This is a genomic window from Runella zeae DSM 19591, from assembly GCF_000423565.1.
Classification (GTDB): Bacteria; Bacteroidota; Bacteroidia; order Cytophagales; family Spirosomataceae; genus Runella; species Runella zeae.
This window is the reverse complement of record NZ_AUIF01000032.1, coordinates 38,614-64,880: the sequence shown is the minus strand read 5'-3', so window position 1 is coordinate 64,880 and position 26,267 is coordinate 38,614. Positions and strand designations below refer to the sequence as shown.

The window sequence follows — 26,267 nt, the reverse complement described above, 5'->3', positions numbered from 1 at the left end:
TGTTTTTTTAGAAATTAAAGGATTGAGCAGTTGGTAAATTGAGAGACCAAACTTTACCAACTGTAGTAAAAGGGTCAGGGTTTACTCTTCCGAAATTTTTTGATTCGGTGGAAAGTCATATAATTGGCGTCGTGGTTGTTGTGAGCACCACCTTGGCCGTCTTCATAAGCCGTACGCGAAAGAAAAATGATATTGTTTTTTCCTTCAAAAAGCCAATCTACGTACTGAAAACCATGCTTGATGATGTCGGGATGCTGGAGTAATATTTTACGTAAATCCCAATTGCGCAAGTCTTTAGAACTAAACAAGGCTTGTGTGTTGCGAATGCTCGCTGGATTTCGTCCTTTGTTAGCCGCTTTGATTTCGTCTGGAATATAGTTGGTGATAGTCCAATAGAGTTTGGATTTGGAATCATAACGAATACTGAATTTTTTGCTACCTCCCGGGAATTTTACAAAATCAGCATCACGGTCAAAAGTCGCGGTTTTGCCATCTGCACTAATCTTGACAAAAGCGGCTTTTTCTTCTAAAGTAGATTTATCATCCACGCGTAGTACGTCCCAAAGTTGACCGTTGGGGTCTACCACTGCATTGCCTTCAATCCACCCTCCAAAATTGCCACCCAGTAGCGTCGAATCATGTCTCAATACATTGCTGCTTGTCCAGTTGGTGGCTTTCATAGGGTCGGCACCCAGCGGAATCGACATCATAAAGGCTCCGTAGCGTTTTCCCCATTTTTTGATAGGTCCCATTGCATCTTCCATAGCGCGCCAAAGTTTGCCATCATGCTCAATCAGCGGCATAGGGGCGCAGTGATATTCACCGGCAAGTAGTAAGCCATTTTCGGCGTCGGTGGGTTCAGACCAAGTGTTGCCGTTGTCGGTCGATTTACGGATGATAGTATTGCCGTGATGTTTGCTGGTTCCCATAAAATACAGCCCTTTTTCGTGCACAAAGAGTTTAGACCAAAACTGTCCGTTGATGTCGGCTATGTGTGTCCAAGTTTTGCCTTTGTCTTGGGAGCGGTAGATTTTCGAAATAGGTTTTTCAAATTCGTTGGACTTAGGGCCAAACAAATCGTGAGATGCGAGATAGTCGCCATTGGGAAGAATACACACACTTGGCGAACCAATATACAAGCCCGATGAAGCAGGACTATAAGCTACTACGCTGCCTGGGACTTGAGCCCCCACCATTTGGTACAAGAAAAGGCAGAGAAATAAGGCGTATTTTTTCATTGATAAAGACTTAAAGGATGATAGCAGGTTTGGAATAGAGAATGATAAAAGTTGCGAAAATCATTCCTAAATGAAGGAAGAGAGATTCTTATCTATAAAAGCATTTTCGCGGGTTTTCTACCAAATCTTTGCCAAGGATGGCGTATCTTTGTGTTTTAGAACCCATACTATGCAACTAAATACGCTCACTGCCATATCTCCCATTGACGGCCGCTACCGTCGTCAGGTTGAAAAACTAGCTCCTTATTTTTCTGAATTTGGGCTGATTCGTTACCGCATTTTGATTGAAGTCGAATATTTCATTGCCTTGTGTGAGCTGCCTTTGGCTCAGCTCAAGGATTTTGACAAAACGCTCTATACAGATTTAAGAGCCCTTTACGGAGAGTTTTCGGAAGTAGATGCTCGCATGATTAAAGAAATAGAATCGGTGACTAATCATGACGTAAAAGCAGTTGAATATTTTATCAAAGAAAAGCTCAAAAACAAGCAATTAGAGCCTTTTTTGGAGTTTATTCACTTTGGCCTTACCTCTCAAGATGTCAACAATACTTCAATTCCGCTGTCTTTGAAGGATGCGCTTCAAGCCGAGATGATTCCTTTGTTTGAAGAAGTGATTACAAAACTAAAGGCGCTTGCCGAAGAGTGGAAGCATATTCCGATGCTAGCTCGTACGCATGGACAACCCGCTTCGCCTACCCGTTTGGGAAAAGAGCTAGGGGTGTTTGTAGAAAGACTCGAAAAACAACTTTCGATGCTGAAAGTAGTGCCTTTTGCGGCTAAGTTTGGGGGAGCTACTGGAAATTTCAATGCTCACCACGTGGCTTATCCCGATATAGATTGGGTGGCTTTTGGCAACCAATTTGTTAATGAAACGCTCGGTTTGTCGCGTAGCCAACTCACCACGCAGATTGAGCATTATGATATGTTGGCGGCATTGATGGATACCTTCAAAAGGCTCAATACTATCCTGATAGACCTTGATAGAGACGTATGGACTTACGTATCTATGGAATATTTCAAACAAAAAATCAAAGCGGGAGAAGTAGGCTCTTCGGCAATGCCCCATAAAGTAAATCCCATTGACTTTGAAAATTCAGAGGGGAATTTGGGAATTGCCAACGCTGTATTTGAGCATTTGGCTGCCAAGCTTCCTATTTCACGTCTTCAAAGAGACCTTACCGATTCTACCGTGTTGCGCAATTTGGGTGTTCCTTTGGGGCATACGGTCATTGGGCTCAAAGCACTGCTTCGCGGTTTGGGCAAACTTGAACTGAATGAGCAGGCATTTTACGCAGATTTAGACAATAATTGGGCTGTGGTAGCAGAAGCGATTCAGACGATTTTGCGCCGTGAGGCTTATCCTCAGCCTTATGAAGCCCTCAAGGCATTGACCCGTAAAAATGAAAAGATTACTTCTAATACCATTGCGGAGTTTATTGATGGCCTTGACGTATCAGATAGCATCAAAGAAGAACTGAGAGCGATTTCACCTTTTAGTTATACTGGTGTTTAGGCTTAGACTTTCCAAGTTTGTAAAACTTGGAAAGTCTCCTTTAATTTGGCGTAGTTGAGTAGGATGTTAAAAGTCAGGGCTAAAGCCCAAAAAATTCTGCTTCTTTCTTTTCCCCAGCCTAAAGGCGTCATTTCATTTCTGCCTTGATTGCCTCTTCAATCGTGTTTACGATAAACTCGCATTGGTCTTGACTCAACACCAAAGACGGACGAAGCGTAATTACATTACCCTCAATGATTTTGAACGCCAATCCTCGCTCCATGCAGCGATACATGATGCGTTCGGCTTCTTCGTAGGCGCGTTGTTTGGTATGGGGGTCTTTTACGAGATCTATTCCGATATGAAAACCTCGTCCAGCTACATTGCCAATGATGGGGTATTTTTCTTGCATTTCCCGAAAGGTATTCATCAAATATTCCCCTTTTTGGGCGGCGTTTTCTACGAGGTTGTTTTCTTCGATGTATTCGATTTCGGCCAATCCTGCGGCACAGCAGAGTGGATTTTTTTCGTGGGTAAAATGCCCAATCGAACTATCTTGTAAGATATTATACTTTGATTTAGAGACAATTCCGGCAAAGGGAAGCATACCCCCTCCCAGTGATTTTCCCAAAACGAGCACATCAGGAGTGACATAATGCTCACTCGCAAACATTTTTCCAGTACGCCCAAAGCCTTCGATGATTTCATCAAAAATCAAAAAAATACCTTCACGGTCGCAGATTTCACGGATTTGTTGCCAATAATAAGCCGAAGGCACCACGGGCGTAGAAGAAATAGGCTCGGCCACAATCGCCGCAATATCAGGCTCATTACGAAGTAAAAGTTTGATTTGGCGCAGATATTCATCGTCAATTGCCCTTTGATCCGTCCAATTCCAAGGATTGCGGTAGTAGTTAGGAAACTCTACGTGTAAGGCACCAGGAACCATCGGGCCGTTGCCTTTTAAAAAATGAGCTTGGCCGCTCACGGCGGAGGCTTGGTAGCCTGTGCCGTGGTAAGCATCCCAAAACGAAATTGTTTTCCACTTGCCAGTGATTTGTTTGGCAAGCATTACGGCCATTTCAATGGCTTCGGAGCCGCCGGGACAGAAAAGCACCCTATCAAGCCCTGCGGGAGTAATCTCAGCCAATTTTTTGGCAAGTTGGATAGCAGGAATATTGGTATAACGCCGTGGCGTAAAAGCCAATGATTCGTTCATTTGACGCATCATCGCTTCTACTACTTTGGGGTTATTAAAACCCGCATTATGTACCCCGTTGCCATGCATATCGAGGTACTTTTTCCCGTTCAGGTCATATATGTAAGGTCCTTCTGTTTTAGAAAGAACATTCATCACGGGCGTAGAAAGAGCTTGATGAAAGAAGTATTTGGCATCTTCTTCGAGCCAATACCGCGTTTCTTTATCAAGAGATTGATGATAGAGGAGGCGTTGTTGGGAGGAGTTAATGTCTCCTTGGTCTTCCGAGATTGTATTTTCTTTGTGCATTTTTAGAAAAAGGTAGAAGGGGTTGTTTCTTTTTCCAAAATACAAAAGCCCCCTATTAATTCCAAAAGGGAACACATCTAGGTTTTGAGGAATACTAATTTAGAAATAGCTACCAAAACAAATCCCGTTATCCTGAAAATCAAACAGGATAACGGGATTTTGTAAAGGTATGAAAATGAGTGCTTAGAAGTGTCTATCTCCTGCCTCGCGACGGCCAAGCATGACAGCTCCTATCATTGCAACCAAAAATAATATGGAGACCAATTCGAATGGAAGCAGATAATCACTATATAAAATCTCTCCGAGACTTTCAACCATTCCTATTTGAGAATCAAATGAATAGGGGTTGTATGTACCTAGCTGAGCTTTGCGCAAAACAGCCACAAAAATCAAGAACAAAGTACCACCTACTATCATTGCCGCAATTTTGACCAGGTTGGTTTTTGATTCCTCGTCTTCTTTTTTAAGATTCAAAAACATGATTACAAACAGGAACAATACCATGATAGCACCAGCATAAACGATGATATTGACCGCCGCTAAAAACTGGGCATTGAGCAATATATAATGACCTGATAGACAAAAAAATGTTGCAATTAGATACAACACACTATGAATAGGGTTTTTGGCAAGTACTACCATTAAACCACATAAGATGGTCAAAAATGATAGGGCATAAAAGATACTCGTAGAAGGAGTAAGATTGGCAAATAAATTTGAAAAATTCATAGAGGTAGTAAGTAGCGAGCTACTGTTATCTGTTAAATGTTATCTGTTGACCGGGTGGTAAACATAAGATTTTGCATCACCTGCACTTGTTTCCAAGCCCTCCATTTACAATTGAGTTCTGGGCTTGGCATCGATACCCTTAATATCTTGCTCACGGGCTTCTTCTTTGGTCCAAGCTTTGCGTAGGTAGCGGTTGTTCATGTTTTCGGCCAAAAGGTCTTTTCCCCAAACGACTTGGTCGCGCTCCGTAAATACCGGAACAAACTCATCGTGGCGAAGGTAAATCGCTTGTTTAGGACACGCTTCTTCGCATAGTCCACAAAAAATACAGCGGAGCATATTGATTTCGTACACTGCGGCGTATTTTTCTTCGCGATAAAGATTCTCTTCTCCTTTTTGGCGTTCGGCTGCTACCATCGAAATTGCTTCGGCCGGACAAGCTACCGCACACAGACCACAAGCCGTGCAGCGTTCGCGGCCTTGGTCGTCGCGCTTAAGAACGTGCCGACCTCTAAATACAGGCCCTAGGTTCTTTTTAACTTCAGGATACTGAATCGTTACTTTCTTTTGGAAGAAATGTTTGATGGTAATACCCAAACCTGTCGCGATTGCTGGTAGATAAATCCGCTCCGCAAAGGTCATTTGTTTATTACTAACTTGCTTCGAACGATTTGTAAGTTGCATATTTTTATAGTTTTAGACCGGGACTTGTGAGCCTTCACAGGCATCACAACAAGAACCTAATCTATTTCAGAAAAGACATAACCAAAGGTTTTAAAAACAAGATGGCTCCTCCTGTTAGGATGATATTGACAATAGCGAGAGGAATCAATCCTTTCCAACCTAAATTCATCAACTGGTCATAACGGAAACGGGGGAGTGTCCAACGTACCCACATATAGAAGAACACGAAGAACAGTGACTTACCAAAAAATACCAAGAATCCAATCAAAGTAGCCACATTGTGACCCGCAATTTCGCCCAATGAGCCAATTAACTGGGCTTGTACCCAATCCATGCCCGGATAGTTATAACCCCCAAAATAAAGGCTAGAAATCATGGCAGAAGATACAAACATGTTGATGTATTCGGCAAAAAGGTAAAAACCTAACTTCATAGAGCTATACTCGGTATGGTAGCCACCAATAAGCTCAGTTTCGCACTCAGGCAAATCGAAAGGAGTACGGTTACATTCGGCAAAGGCACAGGTAATAAAAATAATAAAACCGAGTGGCTGATAGAAGATATTCCAGTTACCGCCGTGTTGTTGTTCGACAATATGACGAATTGAGAGAGAGCCTGTCATCATCAAAATGGCAATAATTGCCAAGCCCATGGATATTTCATAACTGATGTTTTGGGACGCCGCACGAATAGCACCCAACAACGAAAACTTATTGTTGGAAGCCCAACCTCCCACCATGATACCATACACTCCCAACGACACTACTCCAAAAACATACAAAATACCGATGTTGACATCAATCGCCTGTACAGGCACATCCCATATTTTGCCGGGGGCAGCTTCGTATTTGATGCTGTCGCCAAATGGAATCACGGCACTAGTCATCAAAGCGGTAAGCATCGAAAGACAAGGCCCTAAGATAAACAGCCACTTGCTAGACTGAGCCGGAATAAAATCTTCTTTGAAAAACATTTTGACAGCGTCGGCCAATGGTTGGAGCAAACCAAACGGTCCGGCACGATTAGGTCCAATGCGGTCTTGCATAAAAGCCGCGACTTTGCGCTCACCATAAGTAGAGTACATCGCCACCAAAAGCGTAATACCAAATATCACCAAAATGATGATGGATTTGATAATAAAAGCTACGTCGATTGTAAATGTCATAGATGTGAGGTCGTAAGAAACCTGTGTTTGAGTAAGGACTCAAGCACAGGCTTCAATGATATATCAGTTGTTCTCAGCCAACGAACGTTGGTTAGCTTTTGCGTTATTTTCTTTGCTTAATTCCCGAATGGTGTTGTTGTCCGTCACAAAAGGACGAGAGTCGTCAATTTGTTTGTACTGAGCTGCCGCTACTTTCAATCCAAAATCGGGCTTTTTAAGGTCAGCGCGGTATTTGTTGGCCATAATTACCGAATGACGAGATACCGTAGTAGGCCCTTCAATGACCCAATCACTGGTTTTTTTACGTTCAAAACGACAAGTATTGCAAATAAATTCTTTTACTTCTCCCCATTCGTTTTTGCGGGCAGTAACGCGGATTACTTCGTCACCACGGTACCAAAGTGTCACATTACCGCTACATTTTTCGCAATCGCAGTGCGCTTCTACGGGTTTGGTAAACCACACACGATTTTTGAAACGATAGGTTTTGTCGGTCAAAGCTCCCACAGGACATACATCGATGACATTGCCAGAGAAGTCATTGTCGATTGCTTTTTCGATATAAGTACTGATTTCGGCATGGTCGCCTCGGTTCAAGACGCCATGAACGCGCTTATTCGTAATTTGGTCAGCCGTAAATACACAACGATAACACAATACACAGCGTGTCATGTGAAGTTGGATGTATGGACCAATGTCTTGCTTCTCAAATGTACGACGCTCTTCTTCGTAACGAGTGCTGACGCGGCCATGTTCGAAGGCAAAGTCTTGCAAGTGGCACTCACCTGCTTGGTCGCAAATAGGACAATCGAGAGGGTGATTGATGAGCAAAAACTCTACGATTCCACGGCGTGTTTCGAGTACTGCTTCATTGGTTGTATTTTCGACTACCATACCGTCTTGCACAGTTGTAATACACGATGGTACCAACTTGGGCATGGGGCGAGGGTCTTTGGCAGAGCCTGCTGTCACTTTGACCAAGCAAGCCCGACATTTTCCACCCGAGCCTTTGAGGGGTTCGTAGTAGCACATAGCAGGGGGAGCGAGATGACTTTTGGTAGCATCGGCTTCGGCGATTTTACGCGCTGCTTGCATGATGGTTGTCCCCGGCGGTACTTCGATTTCGATACCGTCAAAAGTAATTTTGAATAACTGGGGTGCGGTATTTTCCATATGTTAGGTCAAGTTCCTTTTTTGATTCTTATATTATACCAACTCCATTGCACCAGGATACACGGCTCCTGGCTTGGTAGCTTCGTGGGGGTGTGTCACGTGCCATTCAAATTCATCACGGAAGTGACGAATCGCCGCCGCTACGGGCCAAGCAGCCGCGTCGCCTAGGGGGCAAATGGTATTTCCCTCGATTTTTTTTGCCACATCAACCAGTAAGTCAATGTCGCGCATATTTCCTTTACCGTTTTCGATTCTTTCCAAAACTTTGTCCATCCAGCCAGTTCCTTCGCGGCAAGGTGAACATTGTCCGCAAGATTCGTGGTGATAAAAACGGGCAAAAGTCCAAGTATTGCGTACAATACAGGTCGTTTCGTCCATCACAATAAAGCCTCCCGACCCTAGCATGGTGCCTGTGGCAAAACCACCGTCAGAGAGTGATTCATATGTCATGAGACGTTTATCACCGTTTGCCAAATTCAAAATAAGATTAGCCGGCAAGATAGGTACTGACGACCCACCTGCTACTACCGCTTTGAGATGATGCCCTGGACGAATCCCTCCGCACCACTCATCGGCATAAATAAAATCTTCGACGCTGATACCGAGTGGAATTTCGTAAACGCCGGGTTTGTTGATATGACCCGAAGCCGAAATTAGTTTTGTACCCGTACTACGCCCTATGCCCAAAGCAGCATAAGCTTCCCCGCCATTGTTGATAATCCAAGGCGTGTTAGAAATTGACTCTACGTTGTTGACCACCGTAGGAGATTGATAAAGCCCTTTTACGGCAGGGAAAGGCGGTTTGTTGCGTGGATTACCGCGTTTGCCTTCTAGGGATTCCAACAAGGCGGTTTCTTCACCACAAATGTAAGCACCTCCTCCGGGCTGTACCACTAGTTCGAGATCATAGCCTGAGCCTAGGATATTTTTTCCTAAAAAGCCCGCTGCTTTGGCTTCTTCAATGGCTTTTTCTAGGATTTTGACTACATACATTAGTTCCCCTCGTACGTAGATGAATGATTTGTTGGCTCCTAAAGCATAGCTAGAAACAATCATTCCCTCTATCAAAAGGTGGGGGATTTCGCGCATCAAATAATGGTCTTTAAACGTGCCTGGCTCAGACTCGTCGGCATTGCAGACCAAATAGCGAGGTACTCCCTCGGGTTTTGCCAAAAAACTCCACTTCATACCCATCGGGAATCCGGCACCACCGCGTCCGCGTACGCCTGATTTCTTGACTTCTTCGACAATTTCTTCAGGAGTCATTTTTTTCAACGCCTTTTCGACAGCGGTATATCCGCCTTTTTTGCGATAGACCTCGAAGGTATTGATACCTGGTTCGTTGATATGTTCGGTGAGAATTTTTACTGCCATGGTTGAATTGATAAACCTCAACAATTTCGTTGAGGTAGTTTGATATTCAATCTCTTACTTTGAGAGTTCTTCAATGATTTCGTCCACTTTTTGGTTGGTCAGATTCATGTAATATTTTTCACGAATCTGAAATACAGGTCCCCATCCACAAGCTGCCAAACATTCTACTTCTTTGAGCGTAAATTTTCCATCAGGAGTAGTTTCGCCGGTATCGATTCCTAACTTTTGCTTTAGGTGGGCATACACGTCTTCGCCCCCCATCAAACAGCAAGGGCCGGTCCGACAGTATTCAATGACGTGGTTACCGACGGGTTCCAAATGGAACATGGTATAAAAAGTAGCCACTTCATAGACTTCGATAGGTAAAATATTCAGTAAGCTAGCTACATAGTCCATTACCTCTTCACTCACCCAACCATATTGCTCTTGAGCAAGGTGAAGCAATGGCAACAGCGCCGATTTTTGTTTGCCCTCAGGATAGCGAGCGATGATTTCCTGCGCTTTAGCGAAGCGTTCGGGAGTAAAAGCTATTTTTTCAGCAATATTTGACATACTATCTTCTAATTGGACATTGACATGACCGTCAATGGTAAAATCTAAGTATTGAAGTGACCAGCGACTAGGCGTCTAATTCTCCTGCAATTACATTTAAGCTACTCATCGTAACAATCGCGTCCGAAATAGTGCTACCAACACACATTTCAGGATATGCCTGATAATAAATAAAGCAAGGACGGCGGAAGTGCAAACGATAAGGGGTACGTCCTCCATCACTAATGAGATAGAAGCCTAGCTCTCCGTTTCCACCTTCTACGGCATGATAAACCTCTCCGATAGGGGCGTCGATTTCGCCCATTACTATTTTGAAATGGTAAATCAATGCTTCCATATTCCGATATACTTCTTGCTTAGGAGGCAAGTAAAACTCAGGTGCGTCGGCATAGTAAGGCCCTTCTGGTAAGTTTTTGATGGCTTGCTCAATGATTCGGAGGCTTTGCCACATTTCTTCGTTGCGAACCATGAATCGGTCGTAGGTATCGCCATGTTGCCCTACTGGGATATCAAATTCAAAATCCTCATAAGATGAGTAAGGACTCATAACACGCACATCATAATCAACCCCGGCGGCTCGTAGGTTAGGCCCTGTAAAGCCATAACTCATGGCTCTTTCGGCCGAAATTCCCCCCACTCCAATCGTACGATCCATAAAAATACGATTGCGATTGAAGAGTCTTTCAAATTCTTTGAGTACGGGCGGGAAAGATTTCAAAAATTCATTGATTTTGTGAATAGCAGTGCTGTTGAGGTCGCGCTCCATGCCACCTACCCGGCCCATGTTAGTCGTAAGACGAGCACCGCATATTTCTTCGTATATTTCATAGATTTCTTCGCGTTTTTCATAAACGTACAAGAAGCCTGTGAAAGCTCCCGTATCTACTCCCAAAATCCCATTGCAGATGATGTGGTCGGCGATACGAGCTAGCTCCATCAAAATAACCCTGATGTACTGAGCACGTTTGGGAACTTCGATACTCAAAAGTTTTTCGACTGTCATGTGCCACCCAAAATTGTTGATAGGGGAGGAGCAATAATTCATGCGGTCGGTAAGGGTAGTGATTTGATAAAAAGGCCGACGCTCGGCTATTTTTTCAAATGCTCGGTGAATATACCCTACAGTTTGCTCGCCAGCCACGATTTTTTCGCCATCCATCGTAAGGATGTTCTGAAAAATACCGTGTGTAGCGGGGTGCGTTGGCCCGAGGTTAAGGGTAGTAAGTTCGTTGACGTACTGTACTTGGTCGCCTTTGGCGAGGTCTGTATTATTTTGTGGGGCAACTGAGGTTTCTGTCATTTTTATGAAACTTTGGGGTCTGAGCATCGAAATGTAAATAGCAACCTACATTCTTATCATGCTCAAACGGGATACATTATCTTCCAAACAAAGCATCGATTTTGTCCTGACGAGTAGGATCTTCGAGCGGGTATTCTTTGCGCATGGGGTGATAATCCATTTCTTCCATATTAAGAATACGCTTCAAATTGGGGTGGCCATCAAAGATAATTCCAAACAAGTCAAAGGTTTCTCTTTCCATCCAGTTGGCTGAAGCCCACAACCCTATAGCAGTAGAAATGTGTACATCCGCATCAGGAAGGTATACTTTTATACGGATACGAAAGTTGTTAATGAAGCTATGGGTATGATACACCACACAAAACTCTTGTCCTACGGCATCAGGATAGTGAATAGCGGTAATATCTGTTAAAAAATTGATATTGAACTGAGGATGCGATTTTAGATATTCCAACAAAGGAATAATCTGCTCGCGAGTAGTGGTGAAGGTAAGCATTCCGAAGGGCTCTTCGAAATCAAATACATCATCACCAAACTTTTTTACAATCTCTTCGGCTACAGATTGGTTCGTTAGCATATGGATGAGAGGTGCTGTTGTAGTAAACTCAGTAGGAAATCCTAGTAAGTTGTTGACAAACAACGATTAACGTTCATTATTGAATGTTGTAAGAGGCCAACAAGGCTTGGTACTCAGACGAATTGCGACGACGCAACGATTCGTTGTGAGTTAGTTCTCTAACTTGCAAAATACCCTCGAGAATTTGCTCAGGACGTGGTGGACAGCCGGGTACATATACATCTACCGGAATCACGCGGTCAATACCTTGAAGTACGCTATAAGTATCAAAAATACCACCGCTTGAAGCACAAGCTCCAATCGCAACTACCCAGCGAGGCTCGGCCATTTGAAGATAAACTTGCTTCAAAACCGGGGCCATTTTTTTTGCGATAGTACCTGCTACCAAAAGCATATCTGCTTGGCGGGGAGAAAAACTAGGGCGCTCAGAACCAAAACGCGCTAAGTCATAGCGTGCTGCCATAGTCGACATAAACTCGATTCCACAGCAAGAGGTTGCGAAAGGCAAAGGCCACAACGAATGGCTACGTGCCAAACCTACTACTTTGTCAAATGAAGTGGCAAAAAAGCCAGAGCCTTGGTAGCCGTCTGGAGCTTCTACTATTTTTACGTCAGTTGTCATGATTTCTCTTGGTAAATAATTGTTTTTAGTGGGAATCTCAGCAGCGCCTTATTTTTCCCACTCCAACACCCCTTTGCGAATGATGTAATAAAAGCCTGATAACAACAAGCCCATAAACACAATCATCTCTACAAATCCAAATACGCCTAGTTTAAGGAAATTGACCGCCCAAGGATACATAAAGATAACCTCTACGTCAAAAAGTACAAAAAGAATAGCTACCAAAAAGTATTTGATAGAAATAGGTGTGCGAGCATCACCTTTTACCTCGATACCACACTCAAATGGGTCGTCTTTTTGTTTACTATTGCGTTTTGGACCAATAGAGTGGGTAACAAGCATCGTGCCCACTATAAAAGCCAATGCCAAGCCAAGTTGAATAAGAATTGGCAAATAATCGGCGGGTTGATAATTCATTCTGTTAGGAGGTTGGTTGATGTAGATTTACTCTAGTACCCAAAATTACTACTGTCACCTCATCTAACCAAATGTTTGGCATATGGTTTTGAAATGACACCGCAAAATTAGCAAGAAAGGCTTCTGCACGAAGCAGAAGCCCAAAAAATATCATTTATCAATCAAAATTCTTTTGGCCTGATTGAGGGTGGCCGATTTTACTTTGAAAATATACGCTCCCTCATTTAGTCCTGAAAGGTCAATTTCTTGGCGAATATTGAGGTTAGGCATTACTTTACGATATACTACCTGCCCCGTAAGCCCTACTATTGTGATTTCTACGTCCTTTAAATCTTCAAGCGTTTCGACCGCAATTTTTCTGCTACGAGTAGGATTGGGATATAAAATTAGCCCATCATCTGTGGTGCCTGTTGGCCGATATTCTACTGTATTTGAAAAAGGAGACAAGCAGGTGCGCAAGCTTCCCCCCGATTGAGCCTCAAAAGTGACGCGTGAGCGGGTATTATAAGTACTAATTGTGGTTGCTTTGATTGCTGATTCTTTGAAGGGCAAGACGCGCCCCCCTTGCATCCACTCCCAAGTAATGTTTGAGACTTTGGTATCAGTAAAAGAAAATATAGTGCTATCAGGAACTGCCTGTACGCTATAGGGACCTGATTGAAATACCGTAGGCGCTTTGATATTGATTGTCTTGATGGTGACTGGGGCCGAGGCGGCAGCAGCACTACATCCATAAATATTGCTAACTGTGGCGGTATAATTTCCCGGATTTCGGACAGAAATAGTCCGTCCTACGAAACCATTGCTCCATCGTACGATATTGGCAGTCGAAACATTGACCGACAAAGTAATAGAAGAGTCGGCACAGATGATTTGTTCTCCGCTAGGCGAAATTACGGGATTAGCTACCTGTACACTTGGATCATTGATGACCAACGTAGGAGTGAGGTAAGTATTACCAGCGTTGTCTTTCATGGTCGCTTGATAAGTACCTTGGCCAGTCACGGTGATAGTTTGGGTAGTTTGGCCATTGCTCCAACGATAAGATGCAAAACCATCCGCCGCTCTTAGATTAATACTTACCCCCAGGGTATTGCAAGTTACGGTTATTGGAACTACAGAACGCGGTTTTACTGGTACAACTGTAGCAAAAAAGCTAGGAGGCAAAGAGTTGTCCCAAGCACGGGCCAAATCTACCAGACCTTGTCCCTGAAAATGCACCCCGTCTTCTTGTCCATTTACTGGGTTTGTAGCAGGTCTGGGTACCTGAATATTGTCTGTATAAGGGCCACCGTAGCTTTTATTGAAAGGAATATTAATAACGGCATTTTGGCCATCTATAATAGCCTGTGATACCAAAGACACGCCGTTGATGGCATAGCGAGAAGTACGGGCAAATACCCACGGAAGCGACGACAATACCTCCCCTTGCTCAATACGAGCTACATTGATTAAACCTTGGAGAGAATTTTGATAAGCTTCTTTGTTTACGCGAGCGGCGGCGTCGTTTTCACCTTGAAGCCAAAGCACCGCTCTTAGTCCTAGGATTGAACCATAGTATTGCAAAGAGGCTTTGAGGTTAGCATAAGGCATACCAGCGGGCAGGTTTTCGCCTAATCTATTTTGAACGGGCTTGCCTTGTGCTGCATCCAACCAGTTTTGGGTAGAAGTATCAAACCACGCGGCATTCATAAAAAGAATGGGCACGTTGAGCTTTCTTGCTAATAAATCACCTAGAGGTCCCCAACACCACGCGCTACGTCCACGAGGGCCAATGAGCGTCTCGGCGGTAAGCTGGGCAAATGATAAAGTAGGATTATTGGTATTGTTTGAGTTTTGATTGTCCCAAGTCACAGTATTGACACGGTCTTCGGTAGCACCTGTGGCACCAAAACCGAAAAAGCCTTGGGCATTGGATTGACCTGCTACCAAAAAAACTTCTCCTATCCCTACTCGGGCTATTCTATCAGTTGCGATTTGATTATTACTAAAAAAAGCGCGTACTTCTAAAGTGTACCATCCGCCGCGGCCTGTGAGGCTACCCAAAAAAACACCCCCTTGAGGATTTTGCTGAATCACGGTCCAATCGGTAGCTTGTCCTTGAGCAGGTAATACAGGCACAAGACGAGCTTCTACACGGTCTACTCCTTCTGTATAATACCCGCCAACCGAAATAGTAGCTTGGTTTGCATTGTCACGCTGAAAGATGGCTCGCTCTACTGGAAATGTAATCTTGATTTGAGCCCTCAACGTACCTACCGATAAAAATACACTCAGAATCACATACAAACAGCACCAATAGGTAGTTGTTTTTTGCTTCATAATCTTGTTTGACTTTTCTGGTTACTTGTGGTTTTATCGCGCAAATTTAAAATTATAACAGTACTTTTCACACAGGATATTAAAGTTATTATGCTTTGAGCGCATCATTCACTAAATTTGTCCCCTCATTTTACTAGTATTAGATTATGTTTGAAAGCTTACAAGACAAATTGAACAAAGCGATTCGGACTCTTAAAGGGAAAGATCGCATCACAGATATCAACGTTGCTGCTACAACCAAGGAAGTGCGAAGAGCGCTGGTAGATGCCGATGTTAACTTCAAAGTTGCTAAAGAAATTACGGATAAAATAAAAGATAAAGCCCTTGACCAGAAGATTCTGATTGCGGTGGAGCCTGGGCAAATGTTTGTGAAGATTGTCCATGAAGAGCTCACAGAGCTTATGGGAGGACAAGCCGAAGGCATCAATATCAAAGGAGAGCCGGCTGTTATTCTTATCGCAGGTTTGCAAGGTTCGGGTAAGACCACTTTCTCAGGTAAACTCGCTAATATGCTTAAGCGACAAGGACGCCAAGTGTTGTTGGCAGCTTGTGATATTTACCGTCCTGCGGCGATTGACCAGTTAAAAGTATTGGGTACTCAAATCGGCGTGGACGTATACGCCGAGCCTGAAAATAAAAATGCCGTAGAAATTGCCCAAAATGCCGTAGCCCACGCCAAAAAAACGGGTAAGAAAATTGTGATTGTCGATACAGCGGGTCGTTTGGCGGTGGATGAGGTGATGATGAAAGAAGTCGAAAACATCAAGACTTCTATCAAACCTAGCGAAATCTTGTTTGTGGTAGACTCGATGACGGGGCAAGATGCCGTCAATACTGCCAAGACATTCAACGACCGCCTGAATTTTGACGGGGTGGTATTGACCAAGTTGGACGGTGATGCTCGCGGTGGTGCGGCCCTTTCGATTCGTCAGATTGTAGATAAACCGATTAAGTTTATTTCAACGGGCGAGAAAATGGAAGCACTTGATAGCTTCTATCCCGACAGGATGGCAAGTCGGATTTTGGGAATGGGCGACGTGCTTTCGTTGGTAGAGCGTGCTCAGCAAGCATTTGACGAAGATGAAGCCAAACGGATCAATGCCAAAATGCGGCAAAATAAGTTTGACTTTGATGACTTCTTGGGGCAGCTTCAGCAAATCAAAAAAATGGGAAATGTCAAAGACTTACTAGGGATGATTCCGGGTATGGGGTCTGCCATGAAAGATTTGGATATTGACAATGATTCATTCAAGCCTATCGAAGCGATTATTCATTCGATGACACCTAAAGAACGAGCCACTCCTGACCTGATTGATAATAGTCGCAAAAAACGCATTGCTGCCGGAAGTGGAACATCTTTACAGCAAGTCAATAACCTCATCAAACAGTTTGATGAAATGCGTAAAATGATGAAAAAGATGAATACCATGGAGAAAGCTGGTAAACTAAAAATACGCTAAGCAATCTACTCTCTCATAAAAGATTTGAAAGGATGCTCAAGATAGAAGTTAAAAATCTTTTCCCCGGTCAAAAGCGCATTTGGTCGGGGCTTTTTATAATAATGGTTTTTGTTGGTAGCAAAACCCAAGCCCAATCAGTAGGATACTATCCTTGGAGTGGCCTACTGTCGGTAAGTACCAACCCCTATCGGCCTGTTTGGCTCGATTTTCGTTTACAGACCAATACCCTTTTTGGAAGCTTGAGTACTGAGGTTTTACCAATGGTAAATCTCAAACAAAAGGAAAGCTTTCAATTGTATTTAGGGGGTGGGGTGAGGTTTAATTTTATTGGGGTATTGGCCAACCAAACCAACAATCTAGTAGAAGGGTATCAGCTCAATATAGGAACCCGCGTGGCTCCTTTCAAAAGTGTACCACAAGTGAGAGTCGCGTTTGAATTGGCTCCCTATGTCCAACGAAAATTAGATTCCGGAATTTTGAAAAGTAATTTTGGGGTGATATACACCTTTGGTCAAAAGTAATTGATGATTATGACACTTGCAGAAATTGCTTTTTTCGGGTTTTCGGCGTTGGCAATTGGAGCCTCGCTTGCTATCTTGCTGACACGCAATGTAATGTATGCAGCGCTTTGTCTTTTTGTAGGGCTGCTGGGAGTAGCGGCACTTTATGTGTTGGCAGGGGCGGATTTTTTGGCCATTACCCAAATCCTCATCTATGTAGGAGGGGTATTAGTACTTTTGATTTTTGGAATTATGCTTACCCATCGTGCCGAACGGGCCGATAATCAAAAAGTGAATTTTGTCCTTACCAAGCACCTCAACCGATTTTGGGGGGTGATGATTGCCGTGGGTATTTTTGGGGTGTTATTTTGGGTTATTTTTCATGCTCAGTTTTTGATTATTGGTTCTTATTTGCCTACCGAGCCGTATCCTAATCGTTCTTCATTACGGGGTATCGGGATGCATCTTATGACTACCCACGTGTGGGCTTTTGAAGTGGCTGGAATATTGCTTTTGGTGGCTTTGGTAGGGGCGGCTTATTTGGCAGTTCAAAAAGAAAAACACAATTGATACTTAACTATTATTGATTAAGCAGTGATTAGACCTCCTTTTTTGCAAACGGGTGATTGCGTAGGCGTGCTGGCCTTGGCAAGCCAAGTGTCTTACGCAACTTTGACCGAAGGCTTACGGATTTTACGGGAAGATTGGAAACTAGAAGTGATAGAAGGGAAAACGCTTCACACAAGCTATTATCAATTTTCGGGAACGGATGAAGAGCGTCGGCAAGATTTTCAGCAGATGCTTGATAATCCCCGTATTAAGGCGATTTTTTCGGCACGAGGAGGTTATGGTAGTTCAAAAATCATTGATAAACTTAATTTCCGAAACTTTAAAAAACACCCTAAATGGGTGGTCGGCTTTAGTGACATTACGGCAATTCATGCCCATCTTCATAAGCTAGGATTTGAGAGTTTACACGCTACAATGCCCAAACTATTCGGGCAACAGGGCGGAGCTGATGCTCTCGAAAGCCTCCGAAAAGCTTTATGGGGTGAAGGGCTTCATTATGAGGCACTGAGGCACGATTTTAATCGATTTGGAAGTGCCAGTGGGCAAGTAGTGGGAGGAAATTTATGCCTTTTGGCCCATTTAATGGGTTCTCGTTCAGAACTTGATACCCGTGGAAAAATCATGTTTTTGGAAGACGTAGAAGAATACTACTATAATCTTGACCGAATGATGGTGCAGCTCCAAAGGGCTGGCAAATTATCACAATTGGCTGGGTTGGTAGTGGGACAGTTTACGGACTTAAAAGACAATGAAACCATTAAATTTGGCAAGGAAGCATACGAAATTATTGCCGAATATGTGGCACCTTATGATTATCCGGTTTGCTTTGATTTTCCAGTTGGTCACGTAGCCGACAATCGTGCTATGGTGGTGGGGCGTCAGGCGCAATTGTCAGTGACTCATGAAGGTGTACAGCTTTTTTATTTTCATTAAAATTCTTGTTTAAAGGCACGGGAGAAAATTTTCTTAATTCTTAGTTATCTCCTCATTATCAATTGCTTTTATTGTTAACTATTCATATAATTTATGAAAAACTACTTCTTAATTATCGTCCTCTTGATAGGAGGAAGGTGTGTTCAGGCGCAAGAAAAATCAGGAAATCCTGTCTTTGAAGGTTGGTATGCCGACCCTGAGGGTATCGTTTTTGGTAAAAAGTATTGGATATATCCTACCTTCTCTGCTCCTTACAACAAGCAAGTATTTTTTGATGCTTTTTCTTCGCCCGATTTGGTGCACTGGACCAAGCACGCCAATATCTTGGATACGGCCCGCGTCAAATGGGCTAAGAGAGCGATGTGGGCACCTTCTATTATCGAAAAAGGCGGTAAATATTATTTGTTTTTTGGCGCAAATGACATTCAAAATGACAAAGAAGTAGGAGGAATAGGAGTGGCAGTGGCCAATCGCCCCGAAGGCCCTTATCAAGATTATCTAAAAAAACCATTGATTGATAAGTTTCACAATGGCGCACAGCCGATTGACCAGTTTGTTTTTAAAGACAAAAACCAGTATTATTTGATATATGGCGGGTGGCGTCATTGCAATATCGCCAAACTCAAAGATGATTTTACGGGTTTTGTGCCTTTTGAAGACGGTACTATTTTCAAAGAGATTACGCCAGAAAACTACGTAGAAGGGCCTTTTATGTTTACCAAAAATGGCAAATATTATTTTATGTGGTCAGAAGGTGGCTGGACTGGACCCAACTATAGCGTAGCCTATGCCATTGCTGATTCTCCTTTTGGGCCTTTCAAAAGGGTAGGTAAAATTCTCCAACAAGATCCCAAAGTAGCCACGGGAGCGGGGCATCATTCGGTGATTCATCATCCAAAAGACGACGCTTGGTATATCGTATACCACCGCCGTCCACTAGGACAAACCGACGGTAATTCGCGGGTGACTTGTATTGACCAAATGTTTTTTAATGAAAATGGTTTTATCAAACCCGTCATAATCACCAACGAAGGAGTAAAAAAACATACCATAGGCAAGTAATATTTTTTTCCGTAACTTGCTTTCATTACTTAACGGGAATGAATAAGTTGGGCTAAAATTTTACTCATCTTTTGTACAAACTCATTGTCTTCATATTAGCTTTTGGGGTCAATACATGGCTACAGGCCCAAGACTACCGCCTAGAGCATATTGGGGTAGAAAAGGGTCTGTCGCAGGGGTCACCTTACCATATGCTCAAAGACTCGCGGGGTTTTATGTGGTTTGGGACTCAAGATGGGGTAAACAGATACGACGGGCATACTTTCAAAGTATATAAAACAGACATTAGCAATCCTTATGCCTTGCAAGGGGTCAATATTGCGGGATTAATAGAAGACCGACAAGGTAATATTTGGCTCGGAACCGAAGAAGGACTCAACTGCTACGAAAGAGCCACTGACCGCTTTAGGTTGGTGGTAGATGATACCCAAAAAGGAATAAAAAAACGAACAGCCCCTTTTTATTGCGACCGAGAAGAACTCTGGTACATACGAGAAGGAGAAGGTATTTTTTCGTATCATTTTCGTACTCAAAAACACCGGAAAGTCGCTCCGAAAGTATTTATTACCCAAGACTTTGATTATATCGATTGGACTACCCGCACCCCCAAAGGCGATGTGTGGATGATAGGTGCCAAAGGAGTGGCAAGGTATGATATCAAAGAAAAAAAATACCATTATTATTTTAGTGATGTACCTGAAAATGAACTTGGTTATCCTCTCAATATCATCTGCTTGTATGTAGATGCTCAAAACCAAGTTTGGTTAGGATCATTGGAAGGGCTGATACGCCTCGACTATACTTGTCGGGAGTTTCAGTTTTTTGAGAAAAATGCCTATGGTCAATCATTGGGGGCCGTGTATAGTATTGCAGAGGGTTTCAATGATAACTTATGGATTGGTACTCAGCGCAATGGCTTCTGGACCTTTAGCAAAAAAACGTACAAGCTCAAAACTTTAGTGTTGCCCTTTGTCACTCCTCGTAGCCTTGACAATTACGAAATTACGCGTATTTATATTGATAATCGAGGAATCATTTGGGCCAATGTAGATCCCGATGGCCTTCTCAAAATCATTCCCAATGCTTCTGTACTAAAGAAAGTGACTGATTCGCCGAGTATTCCAGCCAACAAAAAGCTGGATAATTTTTCGGTGCGATGCATGATTCAAGCCCCTGATGGTAATATGTGGATTGGTACAGAGGGAGGTGTGGCGGTGTACCATCCCAAAACACGTATCATTCTGGAGCGATACTTGAGTAAATCATCTTCTCCCACTTTACCCTCCGTCAACTTCATTAAATCATTTTTGAGAGATAAGCACCAACAAATGTGGGTGGGCACTTACGGTGGTCTTATGCGCTTTGATGCTAAGGAAAAGACATTTAAGCTTTTTCAATTTGACAAAAATCCCTCCCGAAACAATTATACTCGCAACATGCTGGAATTGTCAGATGGGCGAATTTTCTTAGGAACCCCGCTAGGGCCTTGGATTTTTAATCCCAAAAATGAACACTTTGAAAGGCCTTCGATTTTGGAAAACAAGAATGTTTTTTCGGTCTTTCAAGCCAAGGACAGTACTATTTGGATGGCGGCGTATTTTGAAGGTTTGTATGGATTCAAATACAAAAATCGTCGCTGGAAGCAGGTGTATTATGGGATGAAATACTTCAATATCAATGTGATAAGAGAAGATACCGTAAGCCATAAGCTCTGGATAGGGAGTGAAAAAGGATTGATAGAGCTAGACCCTGGTACCCGCAGTTATCATTTTTATAACCATCGCAATGGCCTCCGAAACTCTTATGTGTATGGGGTGGTGATTGATAAAGAACGTCAAGTCTGGCTTAGTACTAATCATGGTATATCGCAATTTGATCAAAAAACGCGTGAATTTCGAAACTTTGACCTTGCTGACGGCATTCAGGGCTATGAATACAATGGCAATGCTTTTGCGACTACCCACGACGGAGAAATCTATTTTGGTGGGGTGAAGGGCTTCAATAGTTTTTATCCTGAGCGTTTACCAAAAATCTCTTTTAGACCCCGTATTCATTTTTATGATTTTAAGGTAAATGAAGCACCTTATTTTACTGGAAAACAAATCAATGAAACCGATATGGTGCGCCTCAATCACGATGAGAATACTTTTTCATTGGAGTTTGCAGCGATTGATTTTTATAGCAATGGCCGCAATGAGTATCGGTATAGGTTGGAAGGACAAGACCCCGATTGGGTCTACAGCAACGACCGCAATTATGTACGTTATGCCAATTTAGATCCGGGTAAATATGTGTTTAAAGTAATGGCTGCCAACCGAGACGGCGTATGGAGTGACGAACAAAAAAGATTGTATATTTCCATAGAGCCACCTTTTTGGCGCACGTGGTGGTTTTATATTTTTTGCACAGGGTTGTTTGGTTATGTGGCTTTTATCACGGGCAAAAACCGCCTTATAAGATTAAAACAAAAAGAACAAGAACGCCTGAAAATTGCGTTGGACGCGCAGGAACAAGAGCGGCGCCAAATCGCGCAAGATTTGCACGACGAGGTAGGGGCAAGGCTTGCGACGCTCAAGCTATACGCTTCGTCGCTTACCAAATACCTTTCCAAAAAACCAGAAGGGCAAGAGTTGAAGAAAAAGACCTTGGAGATTATCAATGATTCTATTGTGGATATTCGGCGAATGCTTCGGGAGCTAAGTCCCAGAATGCTAGAACAATACGGATATGCTGCTGCCGTAGAAGAACTTGCCAAAAAAATCAGACATTCGGGGGTCGTAGAGGTGGAGCTTGACGCATCATTGCTCCCCGAAAGACTGCCCGCCGAAATAGAAACGGGCTTGTATCGCATCACCCAAGAATTGATGAACAACACCCTCAAACATGCCGAAGCAAGCAAAATCACCATCCGAGTTCATCAAGATGAAGATGATGATGTGATTCATTTTGACTATTTCGATGATGGCAAAGGTTTCGAATATAGCCGTGCCATACAGGGTTTAGGAATCGGCAATATCGAATCGCGGGTGGCCGTATTGCGTGGGCAAATCGTCTGGACTCCCAAAGTAGGGGAGGGCAATGCCGTTTTTATTGAGATTCCTCTTTATCCCAAATTCCCTTATTTGCCCCTGCCCGATTTTGAAGAGTGGATTGCGCTTTTCCGTACTCGTTTTAAAATATAGGATATTTAGTTTTATCCTTCAAACAAACCTTTGATTTCGGCCGCATACTTGGTTTGGATGATTCTACGCTTGGGCTTGAGCGTAGGAGTGAGTTCGCCATTTTCTACCGAAAACGCTTGTGGCAACAAATGATATTTTTTGATTCGTTCATAAGGAGGCAAATCGCGGTTGGCCACTTCTACTTCGGCGCGGAGTTTGGTTTTTACTTTGTCGTTTTTGAGGATTTCGGCATCGGAAGTGTAAGTGATGTTTTCGACCCTACAAAACTCTTTGAGGGCATCAAAAGAAGGGACGATTAAGGCCGCAGCGTATTTTTGTCCGTCGCCTACTACTACCGCTTGTTCGATAAAAAACGACTCTTTTAGGGTAGATTCTACCGCTTGGGGAGCCACGTATTTGCCCGCTGAGGTTTTAAACATCTCTTTTTTGCGATCCGTGATTTTCAGAAACTTTCCGTCTATCCATTCGCCAATATCGCCCGTGTGAAACCACCCATCTGAAGATATTACTTCGGCGGTGAGCTCAGGTTTGAGATAATATCCTTTCATGACATTGGGGCCTTTGACCAAAATTTCGCCATCGTCGGCCAGTTTTACTTCTACGCCATCAATCACCAACCCTACTGTACCGATACGGACTTGGGGCTGTGGAAAGAGGCGGTTGAACGAGATAACGGGCGAGGTTTCGGTGAGCCCATAACCTTCACAAACCGGAATGTCGGCGGCCCAAAACACCCGTGCAATACGAGGTGGAGTAGCTGCCGCACCCGCTACAATCATCTCTAACTTACCGCCCAATGCATCTTTCCATTTACTAAAAACAAGCTTACGCGCCAAATTGAGCTGAGTGTTGTACCACCATCCTTTGTCATGAGCAGGGTCAAATTGTAACCCCAATTCCAAAGCCCATAAGAAAATATTTCGCGCGATTCGGGGCTGTTCGTATCCTTTGGCGATGATTTTGTCATATACTTTTTCGAGCAAACGGGGTACGGTCGATAGCACCGTAGGCTGTACCTCTTTGAGGTTTTCGGCAATAGTAGCCACGCTTTCGGCATAATAAATCGAAATGCCTGATTTGAGATATACGTATTGTACCATCCGTTCAAAAACGTGATTGAGGGGTAAAAAACTCAACGCCCGTGCTTCGTGCGGAAAAGCAATCAACTTGCAGCCTTCTTCGACATTGCTCAACAAATTTCGGTGCGTAAGCATGACGCCCTTTGGGTTGCCTGTGGTGCCGGAAGTGTAAATAATGCTCAACAAATCTTCACTATTGATAGCGGACTTTCGTTTTTGTAATAAACCCAAATCAGCGTCTTGGGCCAAAGCCGTAACGGATGACCAATGTTTAGCACTTTTGACGGTATCAAACGTAAACATTTCTTCGACCGTGGGCGCGGTAGCTACTACATCGATGAGTTTGCGGAAGAGGCTGCCATCTCCCACAAAAACAAACTTGACTTCTGCTTCGTGAAAAATATATTCAAAATCTTCGAGCGTAAGGGTAGGGTAGATAGGTACCGACACTCCTCCCACTTGCTGAATCCCAAAGTCAATGATATTCCATTCGGGGCGGCCATCGGAGACGATTGCGATACGGTCGCCAGCCTCGACCCCCATTTTGAGTAATCCTAAGCTGACTTTATCGACTTGGTTACAAAATTCGTCAGACGAAAAAGTAATCCATTCGCCTTGCCTTTTGCAGGCTAAAGCGTTGGACTTTTGGCTAGGTCTGACGTTGAGAGTCAGTATATCGAATACGCGTGTAGCAGAAGATTCTATCATCGGAAGAGGCATAAATAGTGAGCTAAGATTCGAAAGCTATGTATTTGTCAGAAACTAGCTCCTCGAATCAGGGAAAAGTATAAAAGTGATTTGAATTATGCAAATTTCAAAAATGGGTTATCTTTGAAAAAGATTCTTTAAACTACTTTTCTTATGATGACGAGGTATTCTTTTGTGGGGGTTTTATTGCTTTTTGTAGGCATTGAGGTCGTAAAAGGACAGTATCTTAAACCTGGATTTGATAAAGCCGAATACATAGAAATGATGAAAATCTCAGCTCGGTTTGGTGCCCCTTCTTACGTAGCGTCTGTGCCTGCTCCCGAAAACTACCAGTCGGTCTATCGGTCGCCAGTGGTAGGTCTCGACAACACTTGGGATTTGTGGACACACAAATCAAAGCCTATTGCTGTGCTAAGTATCCGTGGTACTACGGCAAATGAAGTGAGTTGGTTAGCTAATTTTTATGCTGCTATGGTGCCTGCCAAAGGGGAGTTGCAATTAAATAAAAATGAGACTTTTAAATATGAGTTGTCGGCTAATCCTCAAGCCGCAGTACATATTGGTTGGCTCATCAGTACCGCAATTCTGGCAAAAGATATTTTATTGAAAGTAGACTCATGTTATCAAAAAGGGGTAAAAGATGTCATTATTATGGGGCATAGCCAAGGAGGAGCTATTGCTTTTTTATTGACTGCGTATTTGTATAGCCTCCAAAAACAACAAACGATTCCAGCAGATATTCGTTTTAAAACTTACTGTAGTGCGGGGCCAAAGCCTGGTAATTTGTTTTTTGCTTATGAATACGAATCATTGACCCAAAATGGTTGGGCTTACAATGTAGTCAATACTGCCGATTGGGTGCCAGAAGTACCTATTTCAATTCAAACATTGTCAGATTTTAATAGGACCAATCCATTCATAAATGCTAAAAGCATTATAAAAAAACAAAAATTTCCTAAAAATCTTGCTCTCAAACATGCCTATAATCAACTAAACAAACCTACACTCAAAGCTCAAAAAAATTATCAAAAGTATTTGGGTAAAATGGCGTCTAGCATTGTAAAGAAAAATATCTCTGGCTTTGTGTCTCCTACATACTATCATAGCAATCATTATGTCCGTACTGGCAATACGATTGTGCTAAAGGCCGATGAAGAGTATTTTAAACTTTACCCCGATAGTCAAGAAAAGGTTTTTGTACATCATTTCCACCAACCTTACTTGTATTTAGTAGAAAAGTTGGCGATAAGCAATGAAACCGAAACAACGGCTTCGTTTTTAGAAGGTATGTGGGAGTTAACTTATTTGAATACTTCCGAAACGCTCGCAGGCCTCTACCCTGATAAAAAACCGTCTATTGTGTTTGATGTGAAAAATAACCAAATAAGCGGATATGCAGGGTGTAACCGTTTTGCGGGTAAATTAAATACGAGCGGCTCCAAAATCAACTTTACCGCACCTCTGGCAATGACCAAGATGTTTTGTCCAGGCCAAGGCGAAAGCTTATTTGTAGAAACGCTCCAAAAGGTAACTTCCTATGGTATCGTTGAGGGCAAATGGCTGACCTTATTCAAGGATGATATTGCCCTAATGCGTTTTGAGAAAAAATAAACTTCCGTGA

General features: G+C 43.1%; 22 protein-coding genes. 8 read left to right on the top strand and 14 right to left on the bottom strand.

Annotated elements, in window-relative coordinates; genetic code table 11:
- Window positions 1–74: 74 nt before the first annotated feature.
- Window positions 75–1,238: a sialidase family protein gene (locus tag G563_RS0108570; RefSeq protein ID WP_028664968.1), complete on the bottom strand. Its 1,164-nt coding sequence runs from the start codon at window positions 1,236–1,238 to the stop codon at window positions 75–77.
- Between the two features lie 169 nt (window positions 1,239–1,407).
- On the opposite strand from G563_RS0108570, the gene purB reads away from it, so the two are divergent.
- Window positions 1,408–2,751: an adenylosuccinate lyase gene (gene purB / locus G563_RS0108565; protein ID WP_028664967.1), complete on the top strand. Its 1,344-nt coding sequence runs from the start codon at window positions 1,408–1,410 to the stop codon at window positions 2,749–2,751.
- Between the two features lie 127 nt (window positions 2,752–2,878).
- Here the strand turns inward: purB and pbfA are convergent, their stop codons facing one another.
- From pbfA to G563_RS0108495, 12 genes are all read right to left on the bottom strand, one after another.
- Window positions 2,879–4,237 (bottom strand): (R)-1-hydroxy-2-aminoethylphosphonate ammonia-lyase, encoded by a 1,359-nt coding sequence (gene pbfA / locus G563_RS0108555; RefSeq protein WP_028664966.1) that lies wholly within the window; start codon window positions 4,235–4,237, stop codon window positions 2,879–2,881.
- 183 nt (window positions 4,238–4,420) lie between these two features.
- Window positions 4,421–4,966, bottom strand: coding sequence for an NADH-quinone oxidoreductase subunit J family protein (locus tag G563_RS0108550; RefSeq protein ID WP_028664965.1), 546 nt, complete (start codon window positions 4,964–4,966; stop codon window positions 4,421–4,423).
- A 105-nt stretch (window positions 4,967–5,071) separates the two neighbouring features.
- Entirely contained in the window at window positions 5,072–5,650 is a 579-nt protein-coding gene (locus tag G563_RS0108545; protein WP_028664964.1) for a NuoI/complex I 23 kDa subunit family protein, read from the bottom strand.
- 61 nt (window positions 5,651–5,711) lie between these two features.
- Window positions 5,712–6,815 carry an NADH-quinone oxidoreductase subunit NuoH gene (gene nuoH / locus G563_RS0108540; RefSeq protein WP_028664963.1) on the bottom strand — a complete coding sequence of 368 codons (1,104 nt, stop codon included), beginning with the start codon at window positions 6,813–6,815 and terminating at the stop codon, window positions 5,712–5,714.
- Window positions 6,816–6,878: 63 nt separating this feature from the next.
- Complete coding sequence (locus G563_RS0108535) at window positions 6,879–7,988, bottom strand: NADH-quinone oxidoreductase subunit G (protein WP_028664962.1); 1,110 nt, start codon at window positions 7,986–7,988, stop codon at window positions 6,879–6,881.
- 33 nt (window positions 7,989–8,021) lie between these two features.
- On the bottom strand, window positions 8,022–9,362 hold the full coding sequence (nuoF, locus tag G563_RS0108530; protein ID WP_028664961.1) for an NADH-quinone oxidoreductase subunit NuoF: 1,341 nt from the start codon (window positions 9,360–9,362) through the stop codon (window positions 8,022–8,024).
- A gap of 54 nt (window positions 9,363–9,416) precedes the next feature.
- The gene (gene nuoE / locus G563_RS0108525) at window positions 9,417–9,914 is read right to left on the bottom strand and encodes an NADH-quinone oxidoreductase subunit NuoE (RefSeq protein ID WP_028664960.1); all 498 of its coding nucleotides are present in this window, start codon (window positions 9,912–9,914) and stop codon (window positions 9,417–9,419) included.
- 67 nt (window positions 9,915–9,981) lie between these two features.
- Entirely contained in the window at window positions 9,982–11,214 is a 1,233-nt protein-coding gene (nuoD, locus tag G563_RS0108520) for an NADH dehydrogenase (quinone) subunit D (RefSeq protein ID WP_028664959.1), read from the bottom strand.
- A gap of 76 nt (window positions 11,215–11,290) precedes the next feature.
- Window positions 11,291–11,791: an NADH-quinone oxidoreductase subunit C gene (locus G563_RS0108515; protein WP_028664958.1), complete on the bottom strand. Its 501-nt coding sequence runs from the start codon at window positions 11,789–11,791 to the stop codon at window positions 11,291–11,293.
- 76 nt (window positions 11,792–11,867) lie between these two features.
- Complete coding sequence (locus G563_RS0108510) at window positions 11,868–12,413, bottom strand: NADH-quinone oxidoreductase subunit B (RefSeq protein WP_028664957.1); 546 nt, start codon at window positions 12,411–12,413, stop codon at window positions 11,868–11,870.
- 48 nt (window positions 12,414–12,461) lie between these two features.
- Complete coding sequence (locus G563_RS0108505) at window positions 12,462–12,830, bottom strand: NADH-quinone oxidoreductase subunit A (RefSeq protein WP_028664956.1); 369 nt, start codon at window positions 12,828–12,830, stop codon at window positions 12,462–12,464.
- Between the two features lie 150 nt (window positions 12,831–12,980).
- Complete coding sequence (locus G563_RS0108495; RefSeq protein WP_084650806.1) at window positions 12,981–15,152, bottom strand: T9SS type A sorting domain-containing protein; 2,172 nt, start codon at window positions 15,150–15,152, stop codon at window positions 12,981–12,983.
- 146 nt (window positions 15,153–15,298) lie between these two features.
- Between G563_RS0108495 and ffh the strand changes: the two genes are divergently transcribed.
- The 6 genes from ffh (at window position 15,299) to G563_RS34015 (ending at window position 22,859) form a co-directional block, all read left to right on the top strand.
- Entirely contained in the window at window positions 15,299–16,612 is a 1,314-nt protein-coding gene (gene ffh / locus G563_RS0108490; protein WP_028664954.1) for a signal recognition particle protein, read from the top strand.
- A gap of 32 nt (window positions 16,613–16,644) precedes the next feature.
- Entirely contained in the window at window positions 16,645–17,133 is a 489-nt protein-coding gene (locus tag G563_RS0108485) for a hypothetical protein (RefSeq protein WP_084650805.1), read from the top strand.
- A gap of 9 nt (window positions 17,134–17,142) precedes the next feature.
- Complete coding sequence (locus G563_RS0108480) at window positions 17,143–17,682, top strand: NADH-quinone oxidoreductase subunit J family protein (RefSeq protein ID WP_037326240.1); 540 nt, start codon at window positions 17,143–17,145, stop codon at window positions 17,680–17,682.
- A 24-nt stretch (window positions 17,683–17,706) separates the two neighbouring features.
- Window positions 17,707–18,615 carry a S66 peptidase family protein gene (locus G563_RS0108475; protein ID WP_028664951.1) on the top strand — a complete coding sequence of 303 codons (909 nt, stop codon included), beginning with the start codon at window positions 17,707–17,709 and terminating at the stop codon, window positions 18,613–18,615.
- A 93-nt stretch (window positions 18,616–18,708) separates the two neighbouring features.
- Window positions 18,709–19,677, top strand: coding sequence for a glycoside hydrolase family 43 protein (locus G563_RS0108470; RefSeq protein WP_037326217.1), 969 nt, complete (start codon window positions 18,709–18,711; stop codon window positions 19,675–19,677).
- A gap of 71 nt (window positions 19,678–19,748) precedes the next feature.
- A complete protein-coding gene (locus G563_RS34015) occupies window positions 19,749–22,859 on the top strand; it encodes a ligand-binding sensor domain-containing protein (RefSeq protein WP_051210830.1) in 3,111 nt (1,036 codons plus the stop codon).
- An 11-nt stretch (window positions 22,860–22,870) separates the two neighbouring features.
- Here the strand turns inward: G563_RS34015 and G563_RS0108460 are convergent, their stop codons facing one another.
- The gene (locus G563_RS0108460; protein WP_229598461.1) at window positions 22,871–24,658 is read right to left on the bottom strand and encodes an AMP-dependent synthetase/ligase; all 1,788 of its coding nucleotides are present in this window, start codon (window positions 24,656–24,658) and stop codon (window positions 22,871–22,873) included.
- A 141-nt stretch (window positions 24,659–24,799) separates the two neighbouring features.
- Between G563_RS0108460 and G563_RS0108455 the strand changes: the two genes are divergently transcribed.
- Window positions 24,800–26,257: an META domain-containing protein gene (locus G563_RS0108455; RefSeq protein WP_051210829.1), complete on the top strand. Its 1,458-nt coding sequence runs from the start codon at window positions 24,800–24,802 to the stop codon at window positions 26,255–26,257.
- Window positions 26,258–26,267: the final 10 nt, after the last annotated feature.